The organism is Conyzicola sp. (assembly GCF_046714715.1).
Taxonomy (GTDB): domain Bacteria; phylum Actinomycetota; class Actinomycetes; order Actinomycetales; family Microbacteriaceae; genus Conyzicola.
In genome coordinates, this window is the sequence record NZ_JBKKAD010000084.1 from 1 (window position 1) to 16,807 (window position 16,807).

Annotated in this window: 11 protein-coding genes and 1 pseudogene; 6 read left to right on the forward strand and 6 right to left on the reverse strand. The window is 68.9% G+C overall.

Annotated features, from left to right (window positions below; genetic code table 11):
- Nucleotides 1-1,011, reverse strand: a 1,011-nt coding sequence (locus tag ACLQ6X_RS06840; RefSeq protein WP_411699424.1) for a cysteine desulfurase family protein, incomplete at its 3' end; no start/stop codon positions are given.
- Nucleotides 1,012-1,050: 39 nt separating this feature from the next.
- On the opposite strand from ACLQ6X_RS06840, the gene glgX reads away from it, so the two are divergent.
- Nucleotides 1,051-3,090 carry a glycogen debranching protein GlgX gene (gene glgX, locus ACLQ6X_RS06845; RefSeq protein ID WP_411699425.1) on the forward strand — a complete coding sequence of 680 codons (2,040 nt, stop codon included), beginning with the start codon at nucleotides 1,051-1,053 and terminating at the stop codon, nucleotides 3,088-3,090.
- Nucleotides 3,091-3,188: 98 nt separating this feature from the next.
- The gene (gene ybaK, locus ACLQ6X_RS06850) at nucleotides 3,189-3,686 is read left to right on the forward strand and encodes a Cys-tRNA(Pro) deacylase (protein WP_411699426.1); all 498 of its coding nucleotides are present in this window, start codon (nucleotides 3,189-3,191) and stop codon (nucleotides 3,684-3,686) included.
- 54 nt (nucleotides 3,687-3,740) lie between these two features.
- Here the strand turns inward: ybaK and ACLQ6X_RS06855 are convergent, their stop codons facing one another.
- Complete coding sequence (locus tag ACLQ6X_RS06855) at nucleotides 3,741-4,367, reverse strand: NADPH-dependent F420 reductase (RefSeq protein ID WP_411699427.1); 627 nt, start codon at nucleotides 4,365-4,367, stop codon at nucleotides 3,741-3,743.
- Between the two features lie 88 nt (nucleotides 4,368-4,455).
- On the opposite strand from ACLQ6X_RS06855, the gene ACLQ6X_RS06860 reads away from it, so the two are divergent.
- The gene (locus tag ACLQ6X_RS06860) at nucleotides 4,456-4,824 is read left to right on the forward strand and encodes a winged helix-turn-helix transcriptional regulator (protein ID WP_411699428.1); all 369 of its coding nucleotides are present in this window, start codon (nucleotides 4,456-4,458) and stop codon (nucleotides 4,822-4,824) included.
- Nucleotides 4,825-4,902: 78 nt separating this feature from the next.
- Here the strand turns inward: ACLQ6X_RS06860 and glgP are convergent, their stop codons facing one another.
- Together glgP and ACLQ6X_RS06870 are read right to left on the reverse strand one after the other, a co-directional pair.
- Nucleotides 4,903-7,455, reverse strand: a complete 2,553-nt coding sequence (glgP, locus tag ACLQ6X_RS06865; protein ID WP_411699429.1) for an alpha-glucan family phosphorylase — start codon at nucleotides 7,453-7,455, stop codon at nucleotides 4,903-4,905.
- A 73-nt stretch (nucleotides 7,456-7,528) separates the two neighbouring features.
- Nucleotides 7,529-7,930 (reverse strand): hypothetical protein, encoded by a 402-nt coding sequence (locus ACLQ6X_RS06870; RefSeq protein ID WP_411699430.1) that lies wholly within the window; start codon nucleotides 7,928-7,930, stop codon nucleotides 7,529-7,531.
- 346 nt (nucleotides 7,931-8,276) lie between these two features.
- Between ACLQ6X_RS06870 and ACLQ6X_RS06875 the strand changes: the two genes are divergently transcribed.
- Both ACLQ6X_RS06875 and glgB read left to right on the forward strand, forming a co-directional pair.
- Complete coding sequence (locus ACLQ6X_RS06875) at nucleotides 8,277-10,328, forward strand: alpha-1,4-glucan--maltose-1-phosphate maltosyltransferase (protein WP_411699431.1); 2,052 nt, start codon at nucleotides 8,277-8,279, stop codon at nucleotides 10,326-10,328.
- The gene (gene glgB / locus ACLQ6X_RS06880) at nucleotides 10,328-12,499 is read left to right on the forward strand and encodes a 1,4-alpha-glucan branching protein GlgB (RefSeq protein WP_411699432.1); all 2,172 of its coding nucleotides are present in this window, start codon (nucleotides 10,328-10,330) and stop codon (nucleotides 12,497-12,499) included. Before ACLQ6X_RS06875 ends, glgB begins: the two co-directional genes overlap by 1 nt.
- 96 nt (nucleotides 12,500-12,595) lie before the next feature.
- Here the strand turns inward: glgB and ACLQ6X_RS06885 are convergent, their stop codons facing one another.
- Nucleotides 12,596-13,507, reverse strand: coding sequence for a tetratricopeptide repeat protein (locus tag ACLQ6X_RS06885; RefSeq protein ID WP_411699433.1), 912 nt, complete (start codon nucleotides 13,505-13,507; stop codon nucleotides 12,596-12,598).
- A complete protein-coding gene (locus ACLQ6X_RS06890) occupies nucleotides 13,504-15,282 on the reverse strand; it encodes a hypothetical protein (protein ID WP_411699434.1) in 1,779 nt (592 codons plus the stop codon). Before ACLQ6X_RS06890 ends, ACLQ6X_RS06885 begins: the two co-directional genes overlap by 4 nt.
- 263 nt (nucleotides 15,283-15,545) lie before the next feature.
- On the opposite strand from ACLQ6X_RS06890, the pseudogene ACLQ6X_RS06895 reads away from it, so the two are divergent.
- Nucleotides 15,546-16,807, forward strand: a pseudogene (locus tag ACLQ6X_RS06895) (hypothetical protein); the annotation flags it as partial.

A 16,807-nucleotide genomic window follows, 5' to 3' on the forward strand; every position in this document is an offset into this window, starting at 1 on the left:
GACAATGAGATTCTGGCGAACCGGGTGGGCATCTACGCCGAGGGGGTCCCATCGGACCCGTCCCGCCAGGCGGTGTTCGCCCGCAACCTGATCGCCGGGAACGAGGTCGGCCTTGCCCTCCAGAGCAACGCCGCGCTCACGGTCACCGGCAACCGCATTGCGGAGAACCTCACCGACGTGCGGCCGCTCGGCCGGCAACTCTCCCCGGCCATGCGGTGGTCGCGCGACGGGCGCGGCAACTCGTGGGGCCAGTACCGCGGGTTCGACGCGGACCGCGCCGGCCACGTCCTGGGTGCCGGAGCGGGCGCGCTGCTGGTTTCCGCCGTGCAGCAGCGGAACGATCGTCGTGCTGCGCGCGATGACGAGTGCGCCGACCCCGACGGGTCCGCCGATTTTGTGCGCCGAGATAGAGAGGGCGGCCACACCGAGCGCGTGGAAGTCGATCGGCACGTAGCCGTACTCCGCGATGGCGTCGACGTGCACGGGCACGCCGTACCGGGCGGCGAGCGCCGCGATCTCGGCGACCGGCTGCAGGGTGCCGACCTCGTTGTTGGCGCTGAGCACGGTGACGAGGGCGACGTCGTCGCCGAGCGCCGACTCGAGGGCCACGAGGTCGATGCGGCCGAGGGCGTCGATCGGGATCCACTCGATCACCGCGCCCTCGTGCTTCTCGAGCCATTCGATCGCGTCGATGGTGGCGTGGTGCTCGCCCATCGGCACCAAGATGCGCGGCCGAATGCGGGTTGAACCCGTCGAAACCCGCGCCCACCACAGGCCCTTGATCCCGAGGTTCACGGCCTCCGTGCCGCCGCCGGTGAAAGTGACCTCGACCGAGTCGGCGCCGACCGAGGCGGCCACCTGCTCGCGCGCCTCCTCGAGCATGCGCTTCGCGTTTTGCCCCTGGCTGTGGATCGACGACGGGTTGCCGACCACGGCGAGCGCCGACGCGTAGGCGGCGATGACCTCGGGCGGCATGGGTGACGTCGCCGCGTGATCGAGGTAGATGGGCATGTAACAAGCATGACTCATCGCGCCCGTAGTGTGGGACTCATGACCAGCGCCCCTCCGATCGGCCCCCTCGGCGTAGTCCAGACGGAAGACGGCGGCGAGCTCCGCGTCTGGTCGGCCAACGCCACCGCGATGGAACTGTGCCTCTACGACGAGCGCGACGCCAACTGGCTGGTCTCGGCCGTGGCCATGGTGCGCGGCGACGACGACGTGTGGTCGGCCCGGTCACCCGCCCTGGTGCCCGGCGCACGGTACAGCGTGCGCGCATCCGGCCCCACCGGACCGACCCACAGCTTCGAGCCCACCCTCGACCTCATCGACCCGTACGCGCGCGGCCTCGCCCGCACCGCAAAGGGCGAGTGGCGTTCGTATGTTCAGGATGACGCGTTCGACTGGGAGGGCGTGGGCAAGCCCGCCGTCCCGCTGGACCACGTCGTGCTCTACGAGGCCCACGTGAAGGGTCTCACCAAACTCAACCCCGACCTGCCGGAAGAGCTGCGCGGCACCTACGCCGGCCTCGGCCACCCGTCGACCATCGCCTACCTGAGGGCGCTCGGCGTGACCTCGGTCGAACTGCTGCCGATCCACCAGTCGGTGAGCGAGCAGCGGCTCATCAAACAGGGGCTCACCAACTACTGGGGGTACAACACCCTCAACTTCTTCACCCCGCACGCCGAGTACGCCACGCGCGAGGCGCAGTCGGGCGGAACCGGAGCGGTGCTGCGCGAGGTGAAGACCATGGTGAAGAACCTGCACGCCGCCGGCCTCGAGGTGCTGCTCGACGTCGTCTACAACCACACCGCGGAAGAGGGCCCGACCGGCCCGACGACGAGCCTCCGCGGAATCGACAACGAGTCGTACTACCGGCAGAACTCCAAGGGCGAGTACATCGACGTGACCGGCTGCGGCAACACCGTCGACTTCGCGATCCCCGCGGCGCGGCAGCTCGTGCTCGACTCGCTCAAGTACTGGGCGAACGAGGTGCAGATCGACGGCTTCCGTTTCGACCTGGCCGTGACGCTCGGGCGCGACGAGCGGGTCGAGTTCGACCCCGAGCATCCGCTGCTAGCCGCGATCGTCGCCGACCCGCAGCTCGCGGGCGTCAAGATGATCGCCGAGCCTTGGGACGTCGGCATGGGCGGCTGGCAGGTCGGCCGCTTCCCCTCCGGCTGGAGCGAGTGGAACGACGGCTACCGCGACCGCACCCGCGACTTCTGGCTCACCGACATCGGCGCCGCCCGGGCGAACGGCATCGCCCCCAACGGCATCGGCTCGCTGGCGCGTCGGCTCGCGGGGTCTGCGCACGTCTTCCCGCAGAATCGCGGACCCATGGCATCCGTCAATTTCGTCACGGCGCATGACGGCTTCACGATGGCCGACCTCACCGCGTACTACACCAAGCACAACCTCGGCAACGGCGAGAAGAACCGTGACGGCACCGGCGACAACCACTCGTTCAACCACGGCGTCGAGGGGCCGACGGATGACACGACGATCCTGACCGCGCGGCGCAGGACGATGCGCAACCTGCTGGGAACGCTGCTGCTGAGCGCCGGCATCCCGATGATCACCGCCGGCGACGAGTTCGGACGCACCCAGCGCGGCAACAACAACGCCTACTGCCACGACAGCGAGCTCACCTGGGTGGCCTGGCAGCGCGACGAGTGGCAGGTCGACCTGCTCGAGGTCGCGACCCTGCTCACCCGGCTGCGGCGCGAGAACCCTGCGTTGCGCCCGCGGCACTTCGGGCGGTTCGGCGAGACCGTTCCGAGCGCGACGCAGATGGACTGGTACAACAAAGAGGGCCTCTCGATGTCGGAGGACGACTGGGACTCCCCCGCCGAGCGCACGCTGCAGTACCTCGCCGCGTCGACCCCGGAATTCGAGGAGTTCAACCGCATACTGCTCGTCGTGCACGGGCTCGAAGACGCGATCACCGTCACGCTGCCCGAGCACGAGGGGGTCACGGGCTACGAGCTGCTCTGGGACTCGGCGACCACCGCCCTCGACCCCGAACAGCACGCGCCGGGCAGCGAGCTCACGGTGACGGGCACGTCGATGCGGCTGTACCGGGCGCACTGACCCGCCTCTGCTGGTTGAGTAGGCCGCCCGCGGCCGTATCGAAACCATACTGACCCGGTTTCGACGAGCTCAACCCGCGAGTGCGCCACAATAAGCAGATGGCAAAGCATTCGGATGCCGCGGCGGGCGGTACCCCCGCGACGGTGGCGCTCACGGCGGCGGGCATCCGCTTCCTCCCGCACGCGTACGCGCACGACCCGTCGAACACCGACTTCGGCACCGAGGCGGCCACGATGCTCGGACTCGACCCCGAGCAGGTGTTCAAGACCCTGCTGGCCGACGTCGACGGCACCCTCGTCGTCGCGATCGTGCCGGTCACCGGAATGCTCGACCTGCGCGCCCTCGCCCGTACCGTGGGCGGCAAGAAGGCCGTGATGGCCGACCCGGCCATCGCCCAGCGCAAGACCGGGTACATCGTCGGCGGCATCAGCCCGATCGGGCAGAAGACGCCGCACCCGACCGTGCTCGACGAGACCGCGGAACTCTACGCGTCGATCTTCGTCTCCGGCGGGCGCCGCGGGTTCGACATCGAACTCGCCCCCGCCGACCTGCTCGCCATCACGAACGGGCAGGTCGCGGCGATCGCCAAAGAGTGAGCGGGCGGGAGCGCTGGTCGCGGGTCGACCTGTCGAACCCACATGTCGCGTCGCCTAACGGTGGGCCGTGGCGTGGGCGACCGCCTCGGCGACCTCCGTCACGCCGTAGACGTTCATGAACAGGGGGCCGGGTGCTTCGCTGAGCTTCGCGGCAGACAGGGCTCCCGTGTCGAAAGGGGCGAAGCCGGCGTCGACGATGAGCCGCGCCGCCGTCTCTTTGGCGCCGTTGTGCTCCCCCGCGAGGAACATGACCGCGGGACCCCGCCCGGTAGCATCACCGGCCTGCGCGAGGGAGAGGTTGTGGAGCGCCTTGACGACGAGCGCGCCCGGGAACAGGCCCGCCACGATTCCCGCGGACGTCGCGGTGCCGAGCTCCACGAGACCCGTGCGCTCGGGGTTGAAGGGATTCGTGGTGTCGATGAGCACCTTTCCGGTGGCCCCGCCCATGCGGGCGGCCGCGTGCTCGATCTGCTCGAAGGGTGGGGAAAATACGACGACATCGGAGTACGCCGCCACGTCTTCGACCTCGAGCACCGAAGCCGACGGACCGAGACCCGCGACGAAAGCCTCGAGACGCCCCACGTCGCGCGCATAGCTGAAGGCGACGGCGTGACCGCGCCCGACCCACCGTTCGCCGTAGAACCTACCCACGTTCCCCGCGCCCACAATCCCTATCTTCATGACACTCCTCCCGACATCTCACTTCGACTATCGAAGTGGAGTCAGGCTAGCACTTCGATAATCGAAGAGCTACCGCTAGTGTGGACCCATGCCACCTACGCCCCTCCCGGGAAGACCCGCTCGAGGCTCTCGCACCGGACGCCCGCTGTTCTCGCTGCTCGACCTGATGACGCGACGGTGGAGCATGCGCATCGTCTGGGAACTGCAGCACCGCGAACTCACGTTCCTCGAGCTTCAACGCGAGTGCGACGGCATGTCGTCGTCGACACTCACCGTCCGGCTGCGAGAACTCGCCGAAGCGCGGCTCATCGACCGCCGCGCCGACGGGTCCTACGCGCTGACGCCCCTCGGTACCGAGCTGCCGGCGGCGTTCGGGCCGCTCATACTCTGGGCAGAGAAGTGGTCGGAGACCACGGCAGCAGATCAGGCGGAAACCGAAAGCCCCGAACCCGCGTAACCGGCCGTCCCGCGTGGCCGGCCGGCCCGCGTAACCGGCCGTCCCGCCTGACCGCCCGTCCCACCTGACCGCCCGTCGTCAGACGGCGACCGCGATGAGCCCCATCTCGGCGGCGGACGCGAGCAGCGGATGCCGCGGCACCACGCGCACGTTGTAGCCGAAGCTGCCCGCCCGCCCCAGGGGAACGGTTCCGGCGAACGTCGCAGCGTCGCCGGTGTCGGTCGTGGGCTCGAGCACCGCGAGCTGGGTGTCGATCAGCCGGTCGCCGTCGCGGGCACGCCCGTAGACCACCTCGACCGACACGTCGTCTGCGGTGAGTCCGCCGAGCTCGACCTGCGCGCGCAGGTGCAGCGTGTCGCCGACCTGCGGCACGGCGTCCACGCCGCCCGACTCGACGTGCGTCACGTGCACGGCGGGCCATGCCTCGACCACGCGCGCCTTCCAGAGGGCGAGTTCGCGGGCCGGCTGGTACGCGTTCGCGCTGATCGTCTCCTCCGCAACGGCGGCGGGGATGTAGAGGCGCTCCACGTATTCGCGCACCATGCGGTCGGCCGAGAGCGACGGCGAGAGCGTCGACAGCGTGTGGCGGATCGACTGCACCCAGCGGTGCGGCACTCCGTCGTCGCCGCGGTCGTAGAAGCGGGGCGCTATCTGGTGCTCGATGAGGTCGTACATGCTGTCGGCCTCGAGCTTGTCGCGTTCGGCGCCGTCGCCCGCGGAGTCGGCGGACGGGATGGCCCAGCCGTTCTCCTCGTCGTAGAACTCGGCCCACCAGCCGTCGAGGATCGACAGGTTGAGCGAACCGTTGAGCGCCGCCTTCATTCCCGAGGTTCCGCACGCCTCGAGCGGACGCAGCGGGTTGTTGAGCCAGACGTCGGTGCCCGGGTAGAGCAGCTTCGCCATCGCGATGTCGTAGTTCGGCAGGAAGACGATGCGCTCGCGCACGTCGATCTCGGCCGCAAACTCGACCAGGCGCTGGATGAGGCGCTTGCCCTCGTCGTCGGCGGGGTGCGACTTGCCGGCGATCACGATCTGGATCGGGCGGGTCGGGTGCAGCAGCAGCGACCGCAGGCGGTCTTCGTCGTGCAGCATCAGCGTCAGGCGCTTGTAGGTGGGAACGCGACGCGCGAACCCGATGGTGAGGATGTTCGGGTCGAGCAGCGACGAGTACCACGCCGGGTCGCCGACGCCGGGGTTCTGTTCGTGCCAGGCGTCGCCCACGCGGCGTCGCGCGTCGTCGACCAGCTGGTGGCGCATCGCGCCACGCACCTGCCACAGGTCCCAGTCGGAGACCTCGGGCGAGTTCCAGTCGGCTGACGTCGTGTCGACGGCACCCAGCTTCGACGACGCGAGCTGCATGAGCAGCGGGTCGGTCCAGCTGGGGGCGTGCACGCCGTTGGTGACCGAGGTGATCGGCACGTCGTCCTGGTCGAAACCGGGCCACAGGTAGCCGAACATGCCCCGCGACACGTCGCCGTGCAGCTGGGAGACGCCGTTGGCGCGCTGCCCGAGCCGCAGACCCATGACGGCCATGTTGAACATCGCGGGGTCGCCGCCCTCGTAGTTCTCGGTACCCAGGGCGAGCACCTCCGCGACATCCACCCCTGGCAGCAGCTCCGTCGAGAAGTAGCGCGTCACCAGCGAGGCCTCGAACCTGTCGATTCCCGCGGGAACCGGCGTGTGCGTCGTGAAGACGGTTCCGGCTCGAACGACCTGCAGCGCCTCGGTGAACGACAGCCCGCCGCCGATGAGGTCGCTGATGCGCTCGAGGCCGAGGAAGCCCGCGTGCCCCTCGTTCGTGTGGAACACGAGCGGCTCGGGCGAACCCGTGAGGTGCGTGTAGAGGCCGATCGCGCGCACGCCGCCGATGCCGAGCAGAAGCTCCTGCAGCAGGCGGTGCTCGCCGCCGCCGCCGTACAGGCGGTCGGTGACGGAGCGCAGCTCGTCGTCGTTCTCGGGCACGTCGGTGTCGAGCAGCAGCAGCGTCACGCGGCCGACCGCGACGCGCCAGATGCGGGCGGCGAGCGCGCGCCCGTCGGGCAGGGCGAGGGTGATGAGGGCCGCGCGGCCGTCGGGGTGGCGCAGCACGCTGAGCGGCAGGCCGTCGGGGTCGAGCACGGGGTAGCTCTCCTGCTGCCAGCCCTCGCGGGAGATGGCCTGCCGGAAGTAGCCCGAACGGTAGAACAGCCCGACGGCGATGATCGGCACGCCCAGGTCGCTCGCGCTCTTCAGGTGGTCGCCGGCGAGGATGCCGAGGCCGCCCGAGTACTGCGGGAGCGCGGCGGCGATGCCGAACTCGGGAGAGAAGTAGGCGATCGCGGCGGGCGCGTCGGGCAGCGACTGGTACCAGCGCGGTTCGGAGAGGTAGGTGTGCAGCTCGCCGAGCAGGCCGTTCGTGCGTCCGACGAACGCCTCGTCGGCGGCGAGTTCGTCGAGCCGTGACGGCTCGACGGCGCCGAGCAGGGCGATCGGGTCGCGTCCCGACTCGTCCCACACGTCGGGCGCGATCGAAGCGAACAGCTGCATGGTCGGCTCGTGCCACGACCAGCGCAGGTTGGTGGCCAGCTCTTCGAGGCCGCCCAGCGACTCGGGAAGAACGGTGCGGACGGTAAATCTGCGGATGGCTTTCACGCGATAACCCTAGAACATGCTCCGTGACGGCCGGTATAACTAGCGGCGACCAATCGGAAACCGTTCGTCGTCGCTAGTGCGCGGGGCTGATGGCCGCGACCGTCGCGCGGTCGTCGATGACGACAGATGCCACGAGCGAATCGCCCGCCGCGACCGGATCGTCGAGCTCGCTCCAGGTGGCTCCCCCGTCGTCGCTGCGCAGGGTGCCCAACTTGGTCCCTCCGGCACCGACGATCGTCAGTTCGACGGAGGAGTTGCCGAGCAGGGCGCCGTCGACAGGGACGATGGTCGCGCCGACGACCGATTCGCCGCCGAGCAGCGGGTCGTAGTCGGTGAGCCAGGCCACGGTGACACCGGGCACGGTGTGGGCGGTCAGGCCTTGGCCGCCGTCGAGCCGCGTGGTCTCGATGTGGTCGAGCTGCGTCGCGGTCACGCCGAGCGCGACGAACGCGACGGAGGCGAGAGCTATCGTCACTATTTCTCTTCGGGTGGGCATCGTCTTCCTAGGGCTAGACACGATTACCGCAACGTCGGCGATCGAGGGGACGATCGCCGTGCCATCCATGGCTTGACTGGCCGGGGAACCAGGTTGCTTCGGTTACTCACGGATTCGGGCCGTGAGCAGCGCAGAAACCCATTCGAATTCGATGACATCGCTAGGCATCCCGAATCGAGTGAGTGTTTCTCCAAGACTAATCGTAGCGAAGGGTCGATGCATAATCATTTATCGCGTCGGGCGAGTCTCATACCAACTCCTCCGGCATACCGACAGGGGAAATCGAAACGCCCGGGTCGCAGGGCAAACGAGGTACGGTCGTTTTGTGGCGACTACAGAGAACGAAAGGGTGGCCGCGAGTGCTGGCCCCATCACGCAGCAACGATACGAATCACGCATCGGGCGCATACCGATCCGGTTCCTGAACCCGCAGCAACCGGAGAACCGCTGGCCGGCGAAGGCCTTCGTCGGAGAGGTCGTGCCGTTCTCGGCGACCGTGTTCCGTGAGGGTCACGACCAGTTGGGCGCGGCGCTGCTGCTCACCGACCCGCGGGGCACGACCTCGAGGCACCCGCTGCACCCGGGCGCCCCCGGCACCGATTCCTGGCACACGACCGCCCAGGTCGACGCGGCTGGAACCTGGACCTACCGCGTCGAGGCCTACTCCGACGACTGGGCCACCTGGCTGCACAACGCGGAGATCAAGATCCCGGCCGGCATCGACGTCGACCTTATGATCACCATGGGGCGGCAGCTGCTCGCCCGGCTCGAGAAGACCCTGCTCGTGGAGAACGCGGCGGTGGCGGATGCCACGGCTACCCTCTCCGACGACACGCTGTCGCCCGCCGCCCGCCTCGAGGGCGTCACCGGCGACGAGCTCGCCGCGCTCGTCGCGGCCACCCCGCTCGCGAGCCTCGTGACCCTCAGCGACCCGCTCGATCTGCGCGTCGAGCGCGCCCGCGCCGGCCTCGGCAGCTGGTACGAGTTCTTCCCCCGCAGCGAGGGGGCGAAGAGGCGCAAAGACGGCAGCTGGGTCTCGGGCACGTTCCGCACCGCGGCGAAGCGCCTGCCCGCCGTCGCCGACATGGGCTTCGACGTGGTCTACCTCCCCCCGATCCATCCGATCGGCCGCACCTTCCGCAAGGGTCCCAACAACACGCTCGACGCCGGTGCGAACGACCCCGGCTCGCCGTGGGCCATCGGTTCCGCCGACGGCGGCCACGACGCCATCCACCCCGAGCTCGGAACGGTGAAGGACTTCAGCTACTTCCTCGGGGTCGCGAAGAAGAACGGCATCGAGATCGCCATCGACCTCGCCCTGCAGTGCTCCCCCGACCACCCGTGGGTCACCGAGCACCCGGAGTGGTTCACGACGCTGCCCGACGGGTCGATCGCCTATGCCGAGAACCCGCCGAAGAAGTACCAGGACATCTATCCGATCAACTTCGACAACGACTACGAGGGCCTCCGCCAGGAGATCCTGCGCATCGTGAAGTACTGGATCGGCGTCGGCGTCACGATCTTCCGGGTCGACAACCCCCACACCAAGCCGCTCGAGTTCTGGGAATGGCTGCTGCACGAAGTCGCGGTCGAGCGCCCCGACGTGGTGTTCTTCGCGGAGGCGTTCACCCGCCCGGCCATGATGCAGTCGCTGGCGGCCGTCGGCTTCCAGCAGTCGTACACCTACTTCACCTGGCGCAACACGAAGGTGGAGCTGGAGGAGTACCTGCACGAGGTGTCGAAGGTGACGAGCCACACGTTCCGCCCCAACTTCTTCGTGAACACGCCCGACATCCTCACCGAGTTCCTGCAGTTCGGCGGGCGCCCGGCCTACAAGGTGCGCGCCGCCATCGCCGCCACGGCGAGCCCCAGCTGGGGTGTCTACTCCGGCTACGAGCTGTTCGAGAACGTCGCCCGCCCCGGCGCCGAAGAGAACATCGACAACGAGAAGTTCGAGTACAAGTCCCGCGACTACGCCGCCGCCGAGGCGAACGGTGACTCGCTGGCGCCCTACCTGCGCCGGCTCAATGAGATCCGGGCGCAGCATCCGGCCCTGCGTCAACTGCGCAACCTCGACGTGCACTGGAGCGACGACGACTCGATCCTCGTCTACTCGAAGCACCTCGCGGCCGCCTTCACCGGCACCGGCAGCGCCGACACCATCCTCGTCGTGGCGAACGTCGACCCGCACTCGGTGCGCGAGACGGTCGTGCACTTCGACACCACCCGCTTCGGCATCGAGCCGGGCACGGAGTTCACCGTGACCGACCTGATCACCGGTTCGACCTTCGTGTGGGGCGGTGACAACTACGTGCGGCTCGACGCTTTCACGGAGCCCGTCCACATCCTGCGCGTCGAATACCCGAAAGGCAACTAATGGCTAACGCCCCCGTGCTCCCCGACCTGCACCCCGGACTCGTGGAGTCGCTCGTGAGCGGCAGCCACCCGCAGCCGCACTCCACCCTCGGACAGCACCCGTTCGCCGACGGTTTCATCGTGCGCGCCGTGCGCCCGCTCGCCGCCGCGGTCACCGCCGTGCAGACCGACGGAACGCGCATCGAACTCACCCACGCCTCGGAGGGCATCTGGCAGGGCTACGCCGCCGGCGCCGGCCAGGGCTACATCCTCGAGACCGAGTACGACAACGGACCCGCCTGGATCGCCGAGGACCCGTACCGCTTCGTGCCGTCGGTCGGCGAGATCGACCTCTACCTGTGGGGCGAGGGGCGCCACGAGCAGATCTGGCACGTACTCGGCGCGCACTTCCGCCCGCACGAGGGCGTCGAAGGCACTTCGTTCTCGGTCTGGGCGCCGCACGCCCGCGCCGTGCGCGTCGTCGGCGACTTCAACGGCTGGTTCGGCGACCGTCACGCGATGCGCCGCCTCGACGACAACGGCGTGTGGGAGATCTTCGTTCCCGAGGCGCGCCCGGGCGCGACCTACAAGTTCGAGCTGCTCACGCCGGCCGGCGAGTGGGTCACCCGCGCCGACCCGATGGCGCGCTTCACCGAGGTCTCCCCCTCCACGGGGTCGAAGGTCGGCGAGTCGCTGTTCGAGTGGGAGGACAAGGCCTGGATCGACACCCGCGCCAGCACCGACACCCTGAACTCGGCCATGAGCATCTACGAGCTGCACGTCGGCTCGTGGCGTCCCGGCCTCGGCTACCGCGAACTGGCCGAACCGCTCATCGAGTACGTGCGCGAGCTCGGCTTCACGCACGTCGAGTTCATGCCGCTCGCGGAGCACCCGTTCGGCGGATCCTGGGGTTACCAGGTCACCGGCTACTTCGCCCCGACCAGCCGGTTCGGCCACCCCGACGACCTGAAGTTCCTCATCGACAGCCTGCACCAGGCGGGCATCGGCGTCATCATGGACTGGGTTCCCGGCCACTTCCCGAAAGACGAGTGGGCGCTCGCCCGCTTCGACGGCGAGCCGCTCTACGAGCACTCCGACCCCCGCCGTGGCGAACAGATGGACTGGGGGACCCTGATCTTCAACTTCGGGCAGTCGCAGGTGCGCAACTTCCTCGTCGCCAACGCCCTGTACTGGCTGGAGGAGTTCCACATCGACGGCCTGCGGGTCGATGCCGTGGCATCCATGCTCTACCTCGACTACTCGCGCGAAGAAGGCCAGTGGCTGCCGAACGAGTTCGGCGGCCGCGAGAACCTCGAGGCCATCAGCCTGCTGCAGGAGGTGAACGCCACCGCCTACAAGCGCAACCCCGGCATCATGATGATCGCCGAGGAGTCCACCTCGTGGCCCGGCGTCACGAAGCCCACCTCGGGCAACGGCCTCGGCTTCGGCATCAAGTGGAACATGGGCTGGATGCACGACTCGCTGAAGTACATGGCGGTCGACCCGATGTACCGCGCGCACCACCACAACGACATCACCTTCAGCTTCGTCTACGCGTTCAGCGAGAACTTCCTGCTGCCGATCAGCCACGACGAGGTCGTGCACGGCAAGGGGTCGCTGCTCACGAAGATGCCCGGCGACCAGTGGCAGAAGCTCGCGAACCTGCGCGCGTACTTCGCTTTCATGTGGGCGCACCCCGGCAAGCAGCTGCTGTTCATGGGCAGCGAGTTCGGCCAGCCCTCCGAGTGGAGCGAAGAGCGCGGACTCGACTGGTGGATTCTCGACCAGCCCGTGCACCAGTCGCTGTCGAAGCTCGTGAGCGCCCTCAACCGCGTGTACCGCGAGGAGGCGCCGCTCTGGTCGCGCGACAACGAGGCGGGCGGCTTCGAGTTCCTCGACGCCGGCGACGCCGAGCACAACGTCGTCTCGTTCCTGCGCTGGGACCACGAGGGCAACCCGATCGCCGTGGTGATGAACTTCTCGGGCGCACCCGTCGGCCCGTACCGTCTCGGCCTGCCGTTCGCCGGCACCTGGGACGAACTGATCAATACGGATGCCACGGAGTTCGGTGGCAGCGGAGTCGGCAACTTCGGCGCCGTGGTCGCGACGGACGAACCGCACGCCGGTCGGCCCGCGTCGGCAGAGCTGACCCTCCCGCCGCTCGCGGGGCTGTGGCTCAAGCTCAGAAAGTGAGCTTCGCTGGTTGAGTAGGTCGCCCAGCGACCGTATCGAAACCTCGCCGGGTTTCGATACAGGCCGCAGGCGGCCTTACTCAACCGGCAACAGCGGTCAGTACAGCAACGCCGTCAGCCGGCGGCGCGCCGCGATGACGCGCGGGTCGTCGATGCCGACGACCTCGAAGTGCTCGAGCAGGCGCGTGCGCACGACGGTCTTGCCGTCGGCGTCGAGGGTGGGGAACAGTTCGAGCAGGCGCAGGAACGCGTCGTCGACGTGTCCGCCCGAGATGTCGAGGTCGGCGACGGCCAGCTGGGCGTCGACGTCGTCGGGGGCGGATGCCGCGGCGGCACGGATCCCGTCGGCGGTGGTTCCCTCGAGACGGGCGAGCAGCGACACCTGGGCGAGCCCGGCCACGGCGAGGGCGTCACGCGGGTTCTGCGCGATGGCGAGCGTGTACTCGGCGATCGCGGTGGCGAAGTCGCCCGCCGAGATCGCGTCGAACGCCTCCTGGTGGTGCGGCGGCAGCGGCTCTTCGACCGGCTCCGCCTCGGGGGCGTCCGGGTCGGCGTCGTCGACGGGAACCGTGCCGGTGATGTTCTGCTGCTTGGCGACCTCGAGCACCTGGTTCAGCACCGCGCGGATCTCCTCCTGCTCGGGCATACCGACGAAGAGCTGCAGCGGGCGTCCGCCGATCACCGCGGCGACCATCGGCACCTCGGAGACCTGGAAGGCCTGCACGAGCTGCGGGTTCTTGGTGCCGTCGATCGTCGCGAGCACCATGCGTCCGCCGAACTCGGCGACCAGTGCCGCGAGCGACGGGGCGAGCCCCTGCCCGTAGAACTCCACCAGCACGGGAACCGAGTTGGACAGTTCGAGGATGCTGGAGAACGTGGCATCCGTCGCCTCGACCGCGAGAGACGAGGCCTTGCCCGTCGGCGCGGCCACGGCGGGAGCCGGGTTCACGAGCGACGAGAGGTCGACGGCTCCGCGGAGGCTGGCGGCGCTGGGGGGAAGGTTGGTCACGGGAGCTCCGATGCGGCCACGAGGCCCTGGGTGTAGCCGAGCAGGACGATTTTGCCACCCGTTTCAACGGACGGCACGAGGAACAGCAGCTGGTAGCCGTAGGTGGCCCGGAAGCCCTTGGCACTGGTGGTCTTGCCGGTGAGCGCCTTTACCGCGGCGGGCGCGTTGGCGACGGCTCCCGCCTCGACGACCTTGACGATCTCGTCTTCGTTCACGTCGACCGTGACGAGGGCGCTGGAGTCGTTGGTCGACAGCGCAACCACGGGGCCCTTCGACTCGGCGCGTTCGAAGGTCAGCGTCGACGTCGCGGGGAATGCGGCCTTGCGGCCCTCTTTGAAACCCTCACCGACGTCGGTGCGCAGACTGTCGCCCTCGGCCTCGAATAGGTCGTACGAGGTGCTGTCGCTGTCGACCATCAGGATGTCGCCGTAGTCGGCTCCGACGACCTGGGGCTCGACGACGAGGAACTTCGAGTCGAGCTGCAGGCGGCCGGCCCCGACCGAGGCGGGGGCGACGCCCTCGATCACGGCGCCGGGCTCCAAGCGGATGACGTACTGCGCCTTGTAGTTCGATCGCGGGTCGTCCTGGATGAGCATGACGGCGACGGGCGGAACCTGCTTGCCGTCTTCGGCGGTGGCCGTGTCCTCGATCACGGCGAGCACGGCGCGTGGCCACGAGTTCTCGGTGACCTGCGGGAGCGTCAGGGTGATCTTGCCCTCGGGGATTCCCTCGACGGCGGGGATGGCGCCGTCGGCCCGGCGGGCGGCGTAGTTGGTGAGCCGCAGGTCGAGGGCGGGGCCGGCGAGGCGCGTCTTGATCAGGTCGTCGTTCATGCCGGTATCCGCCTCGGCGGCGACGGCGACGAGGTCGGCGACGATGCGCTTCGCCTGCTGCTCGGTGACCGCGGGCGGGTCGAGCTGCGCGGCTGCCTCGGCATCGGCGACCGGGTCGGCGGAGGCCGTCGGCGCGGCCACGGGTTCGCGGCCGGCCCAGAAGTCGGCGCTGCAGCCGCCCAGGGCGAGGGCGGTCACGAGCACGACCGGAACGATCGCGACGCGCGAGTTGATCGCGCGACGGCCCTTGGCGTTCGCGTCGAGCTCTTTCTTCTTGGCCTTGATCGGCTTGTACCGGGGCTGGCGCGGGAGCTTGGGCATCTTCTGCGGCGACTTGCGGCGGGGACCGCGCGACTTGCGGATGTGCGCGACCGCCCAGAACAGCAGCACGAGTCCGATGACGAGCAGGATGCCGCCCGCGACCACGAAGGTGTTGGCCCACGGGGTGGAGTTGTCGACGGGCCAGGTGATGCTGACCTCGGACGGTGCGGGCTTCACGCCATCGGAGACGACGAGCAGGGAGAAGTCCTCCGGCACGTTGATGGTCATCGACGCCTGGTCGGTGTAGCTGGCGAGCCAGAGGTCGGAGTCGGCGGGATTCGGGACCTCGTCTTCGGTGCCCTCTGTGAGGTCGCTCTCGAGCTCAGCGGCCGTGGCGTCGTAGGAGACCGTGTTGTAGCTGGCGTCGCCGATCCAGGCGATCACGTCGGACGTGCGGCCGTAGGCGACGAAGTTCTCATCCGACCCGCTGATCTGCACGAACTGGCTGCGCGGGTATGCATTGAGTGCCTCACCGCTCACGACGGTGACGGGCGCGTCGGTGGCGACGCTCGTCGACACGGTGATCTCGTCGGGCGCGGCAAGAATGGTCTTCTGGGCGATGCCGAGGCCGATGAGCAGCGCGGCAGCGACAAAACTGACTATGGCGAGTACAAATCGCACGGGATTCTCCTTTCGTGTCGCCCAGCCCCGACGAGCAAACGTCGCGGCATCCTTCCCTCGCACGCTGCGAGTGCTCGCGCTTGGGGCGAGTGGAAGGCTTCCTGGAACCGGTGTCCGGATGGCAACAGCAAAGACGATCAAGAATACCTGATGGGGTACGTCGCGGCCTAACCCGAGCACTGGGAATCAACTGTGGGCACCTGCGAGAACGCCGACAGGGCCGACGCGTCGAGTCATCCGCCCTGCCCACTAAACTGAGCCGCATGGCTGCTGACGACACTGATTTCGGTACGGAAATGCGCGGATACCGCAAAGAAGCGGTGGACAAGGCGGTGCAAGACCTCCGACGCGAGCTCATCAAGGCCAACGCCGACCGGGCCGAGGCGACCAAGGAGATCAAGCGGTTGGCCGCGGTCGCCGAAGACCTGCAGGCCGAACTCGACGAGACGGGAACGCCCACCTACAGCGGTCTGGGCACCAAGCTCGAGAACACACTGCGTGTCGCCGAAGAGCAGTCGACCCGCCTCATCAGCCAGGCCGACATCGACGCCGAGCGCCTGCGCAACTCGGTGAAGAACGAGATCCAGAAGCTGTCGACGGATGCGCACGAGACCGCAGACCGTCTCGTTTCCGATGCGACCGCGCAGTCGAACCAGTTGCTCGAGTCGTCGCGCAACGAGGCCGACCACATCCTCTCCCGCGCGAAGGGCGACGCCGAGACCCTCGTCACCGACGCTACCCGCGAAGCAGCGTCCATCCGCGGCGCCGTCGCCACCGAGGCCGCCGACGCCCGTGCGACCACCAAGCGCGAGGCCGCGGCCATCCGCGCGGCCGGCGAACGCGAGGCCGCCGAGCTGACCGTCGTCGCGAGCCGCGAGGCCGCGGAGGCCCGCGAGGCAGCGGCGATCCTGGCCCGGGAGACCGAGCTCGGCCGCACCGAGTACGAGACGGAGAACGCGAAGCTGCGCGGCGACCTCGCCCGCGACGTGGAGCAGGGCCGCACCGATCTGGCCCGCGACATCGCCACGGCGCGCGCGGCGCTCGAGAACGAGACCGAGACGACCCGCACGCAGCTCGCCAACGAGGCCGCGGCCACGCGCGCCCGGCTCGCCAACGAGGCGGAGGCCACCCGCGCGAAGCTCGAGGCAGACACGGCCGCGGCCTGGGACGCCCTCGAGACCGAGACGGCCGCCCTGCGCGCGGCGCTCGAGCAGGAGACGACCGCGGCCCGCTCCGAACTCGACGTGGAGATCACCACGGCCCGCTCCGAACTCGCGAACGACCTCGCTGCGGGCCGCGCCGACCTCGAGAACGAGGTCACCACCGCGCGCGCCGAGCTCGAGATCGCCGTCTCCACGGCGACCGCCAACCTGCACAACGAGAAGGCCCGGGTAGAGGCCGAGCTCGAGAACGAGGTGACGACCACGAAGGCCGCCCTCGAGAACGAGGTCACCTCGACGAAGGCGGCCCTCGAGCACGAGGTCACCACCACCCGCGCCGCGCTCGAAAAGCAGGTCACCACGAC

Excerpts from the sequence above, each read along its gene's own strand:
- glgX (WP_411699425.1), top strand. The coding sequence starts at position 1,051 with ATGACCAGCGCCCCTCCGATCGGCCCCCTCGGCGTAGTCCAGACGGAA.
- ACLQ6X_RS06860 (WP_411699428.1), top strand. The coding sequence starts at position 4,456 with ATGCCACCTACGCCCCTCCCGGGAAGACCCGCTCGAGGCTCTCGCACC.
- glgB (WP_411699432.1), top strand. The coding sequence starts at position 10,328 with ATGGCTAACGCCCCCGTGCTCCCCGACCTGCACCCCGGACTCGTGGAG.
- ybaK (WP_411699426.1), top strand. The coding sequence starts at position 3,189 with ATGGCAAAGCATTCGGATGCCGCGGCGGGCGGTACCCCCGCGACGGTG.
- ACLQ6X_RS06855 (WP_411699427.1), bottom strand. The coding sequence starts at position 4,367 with ATGAAGATAGGGATTGTGGGCGCGGGGAACGTGGGTAGGTTCTACGGC.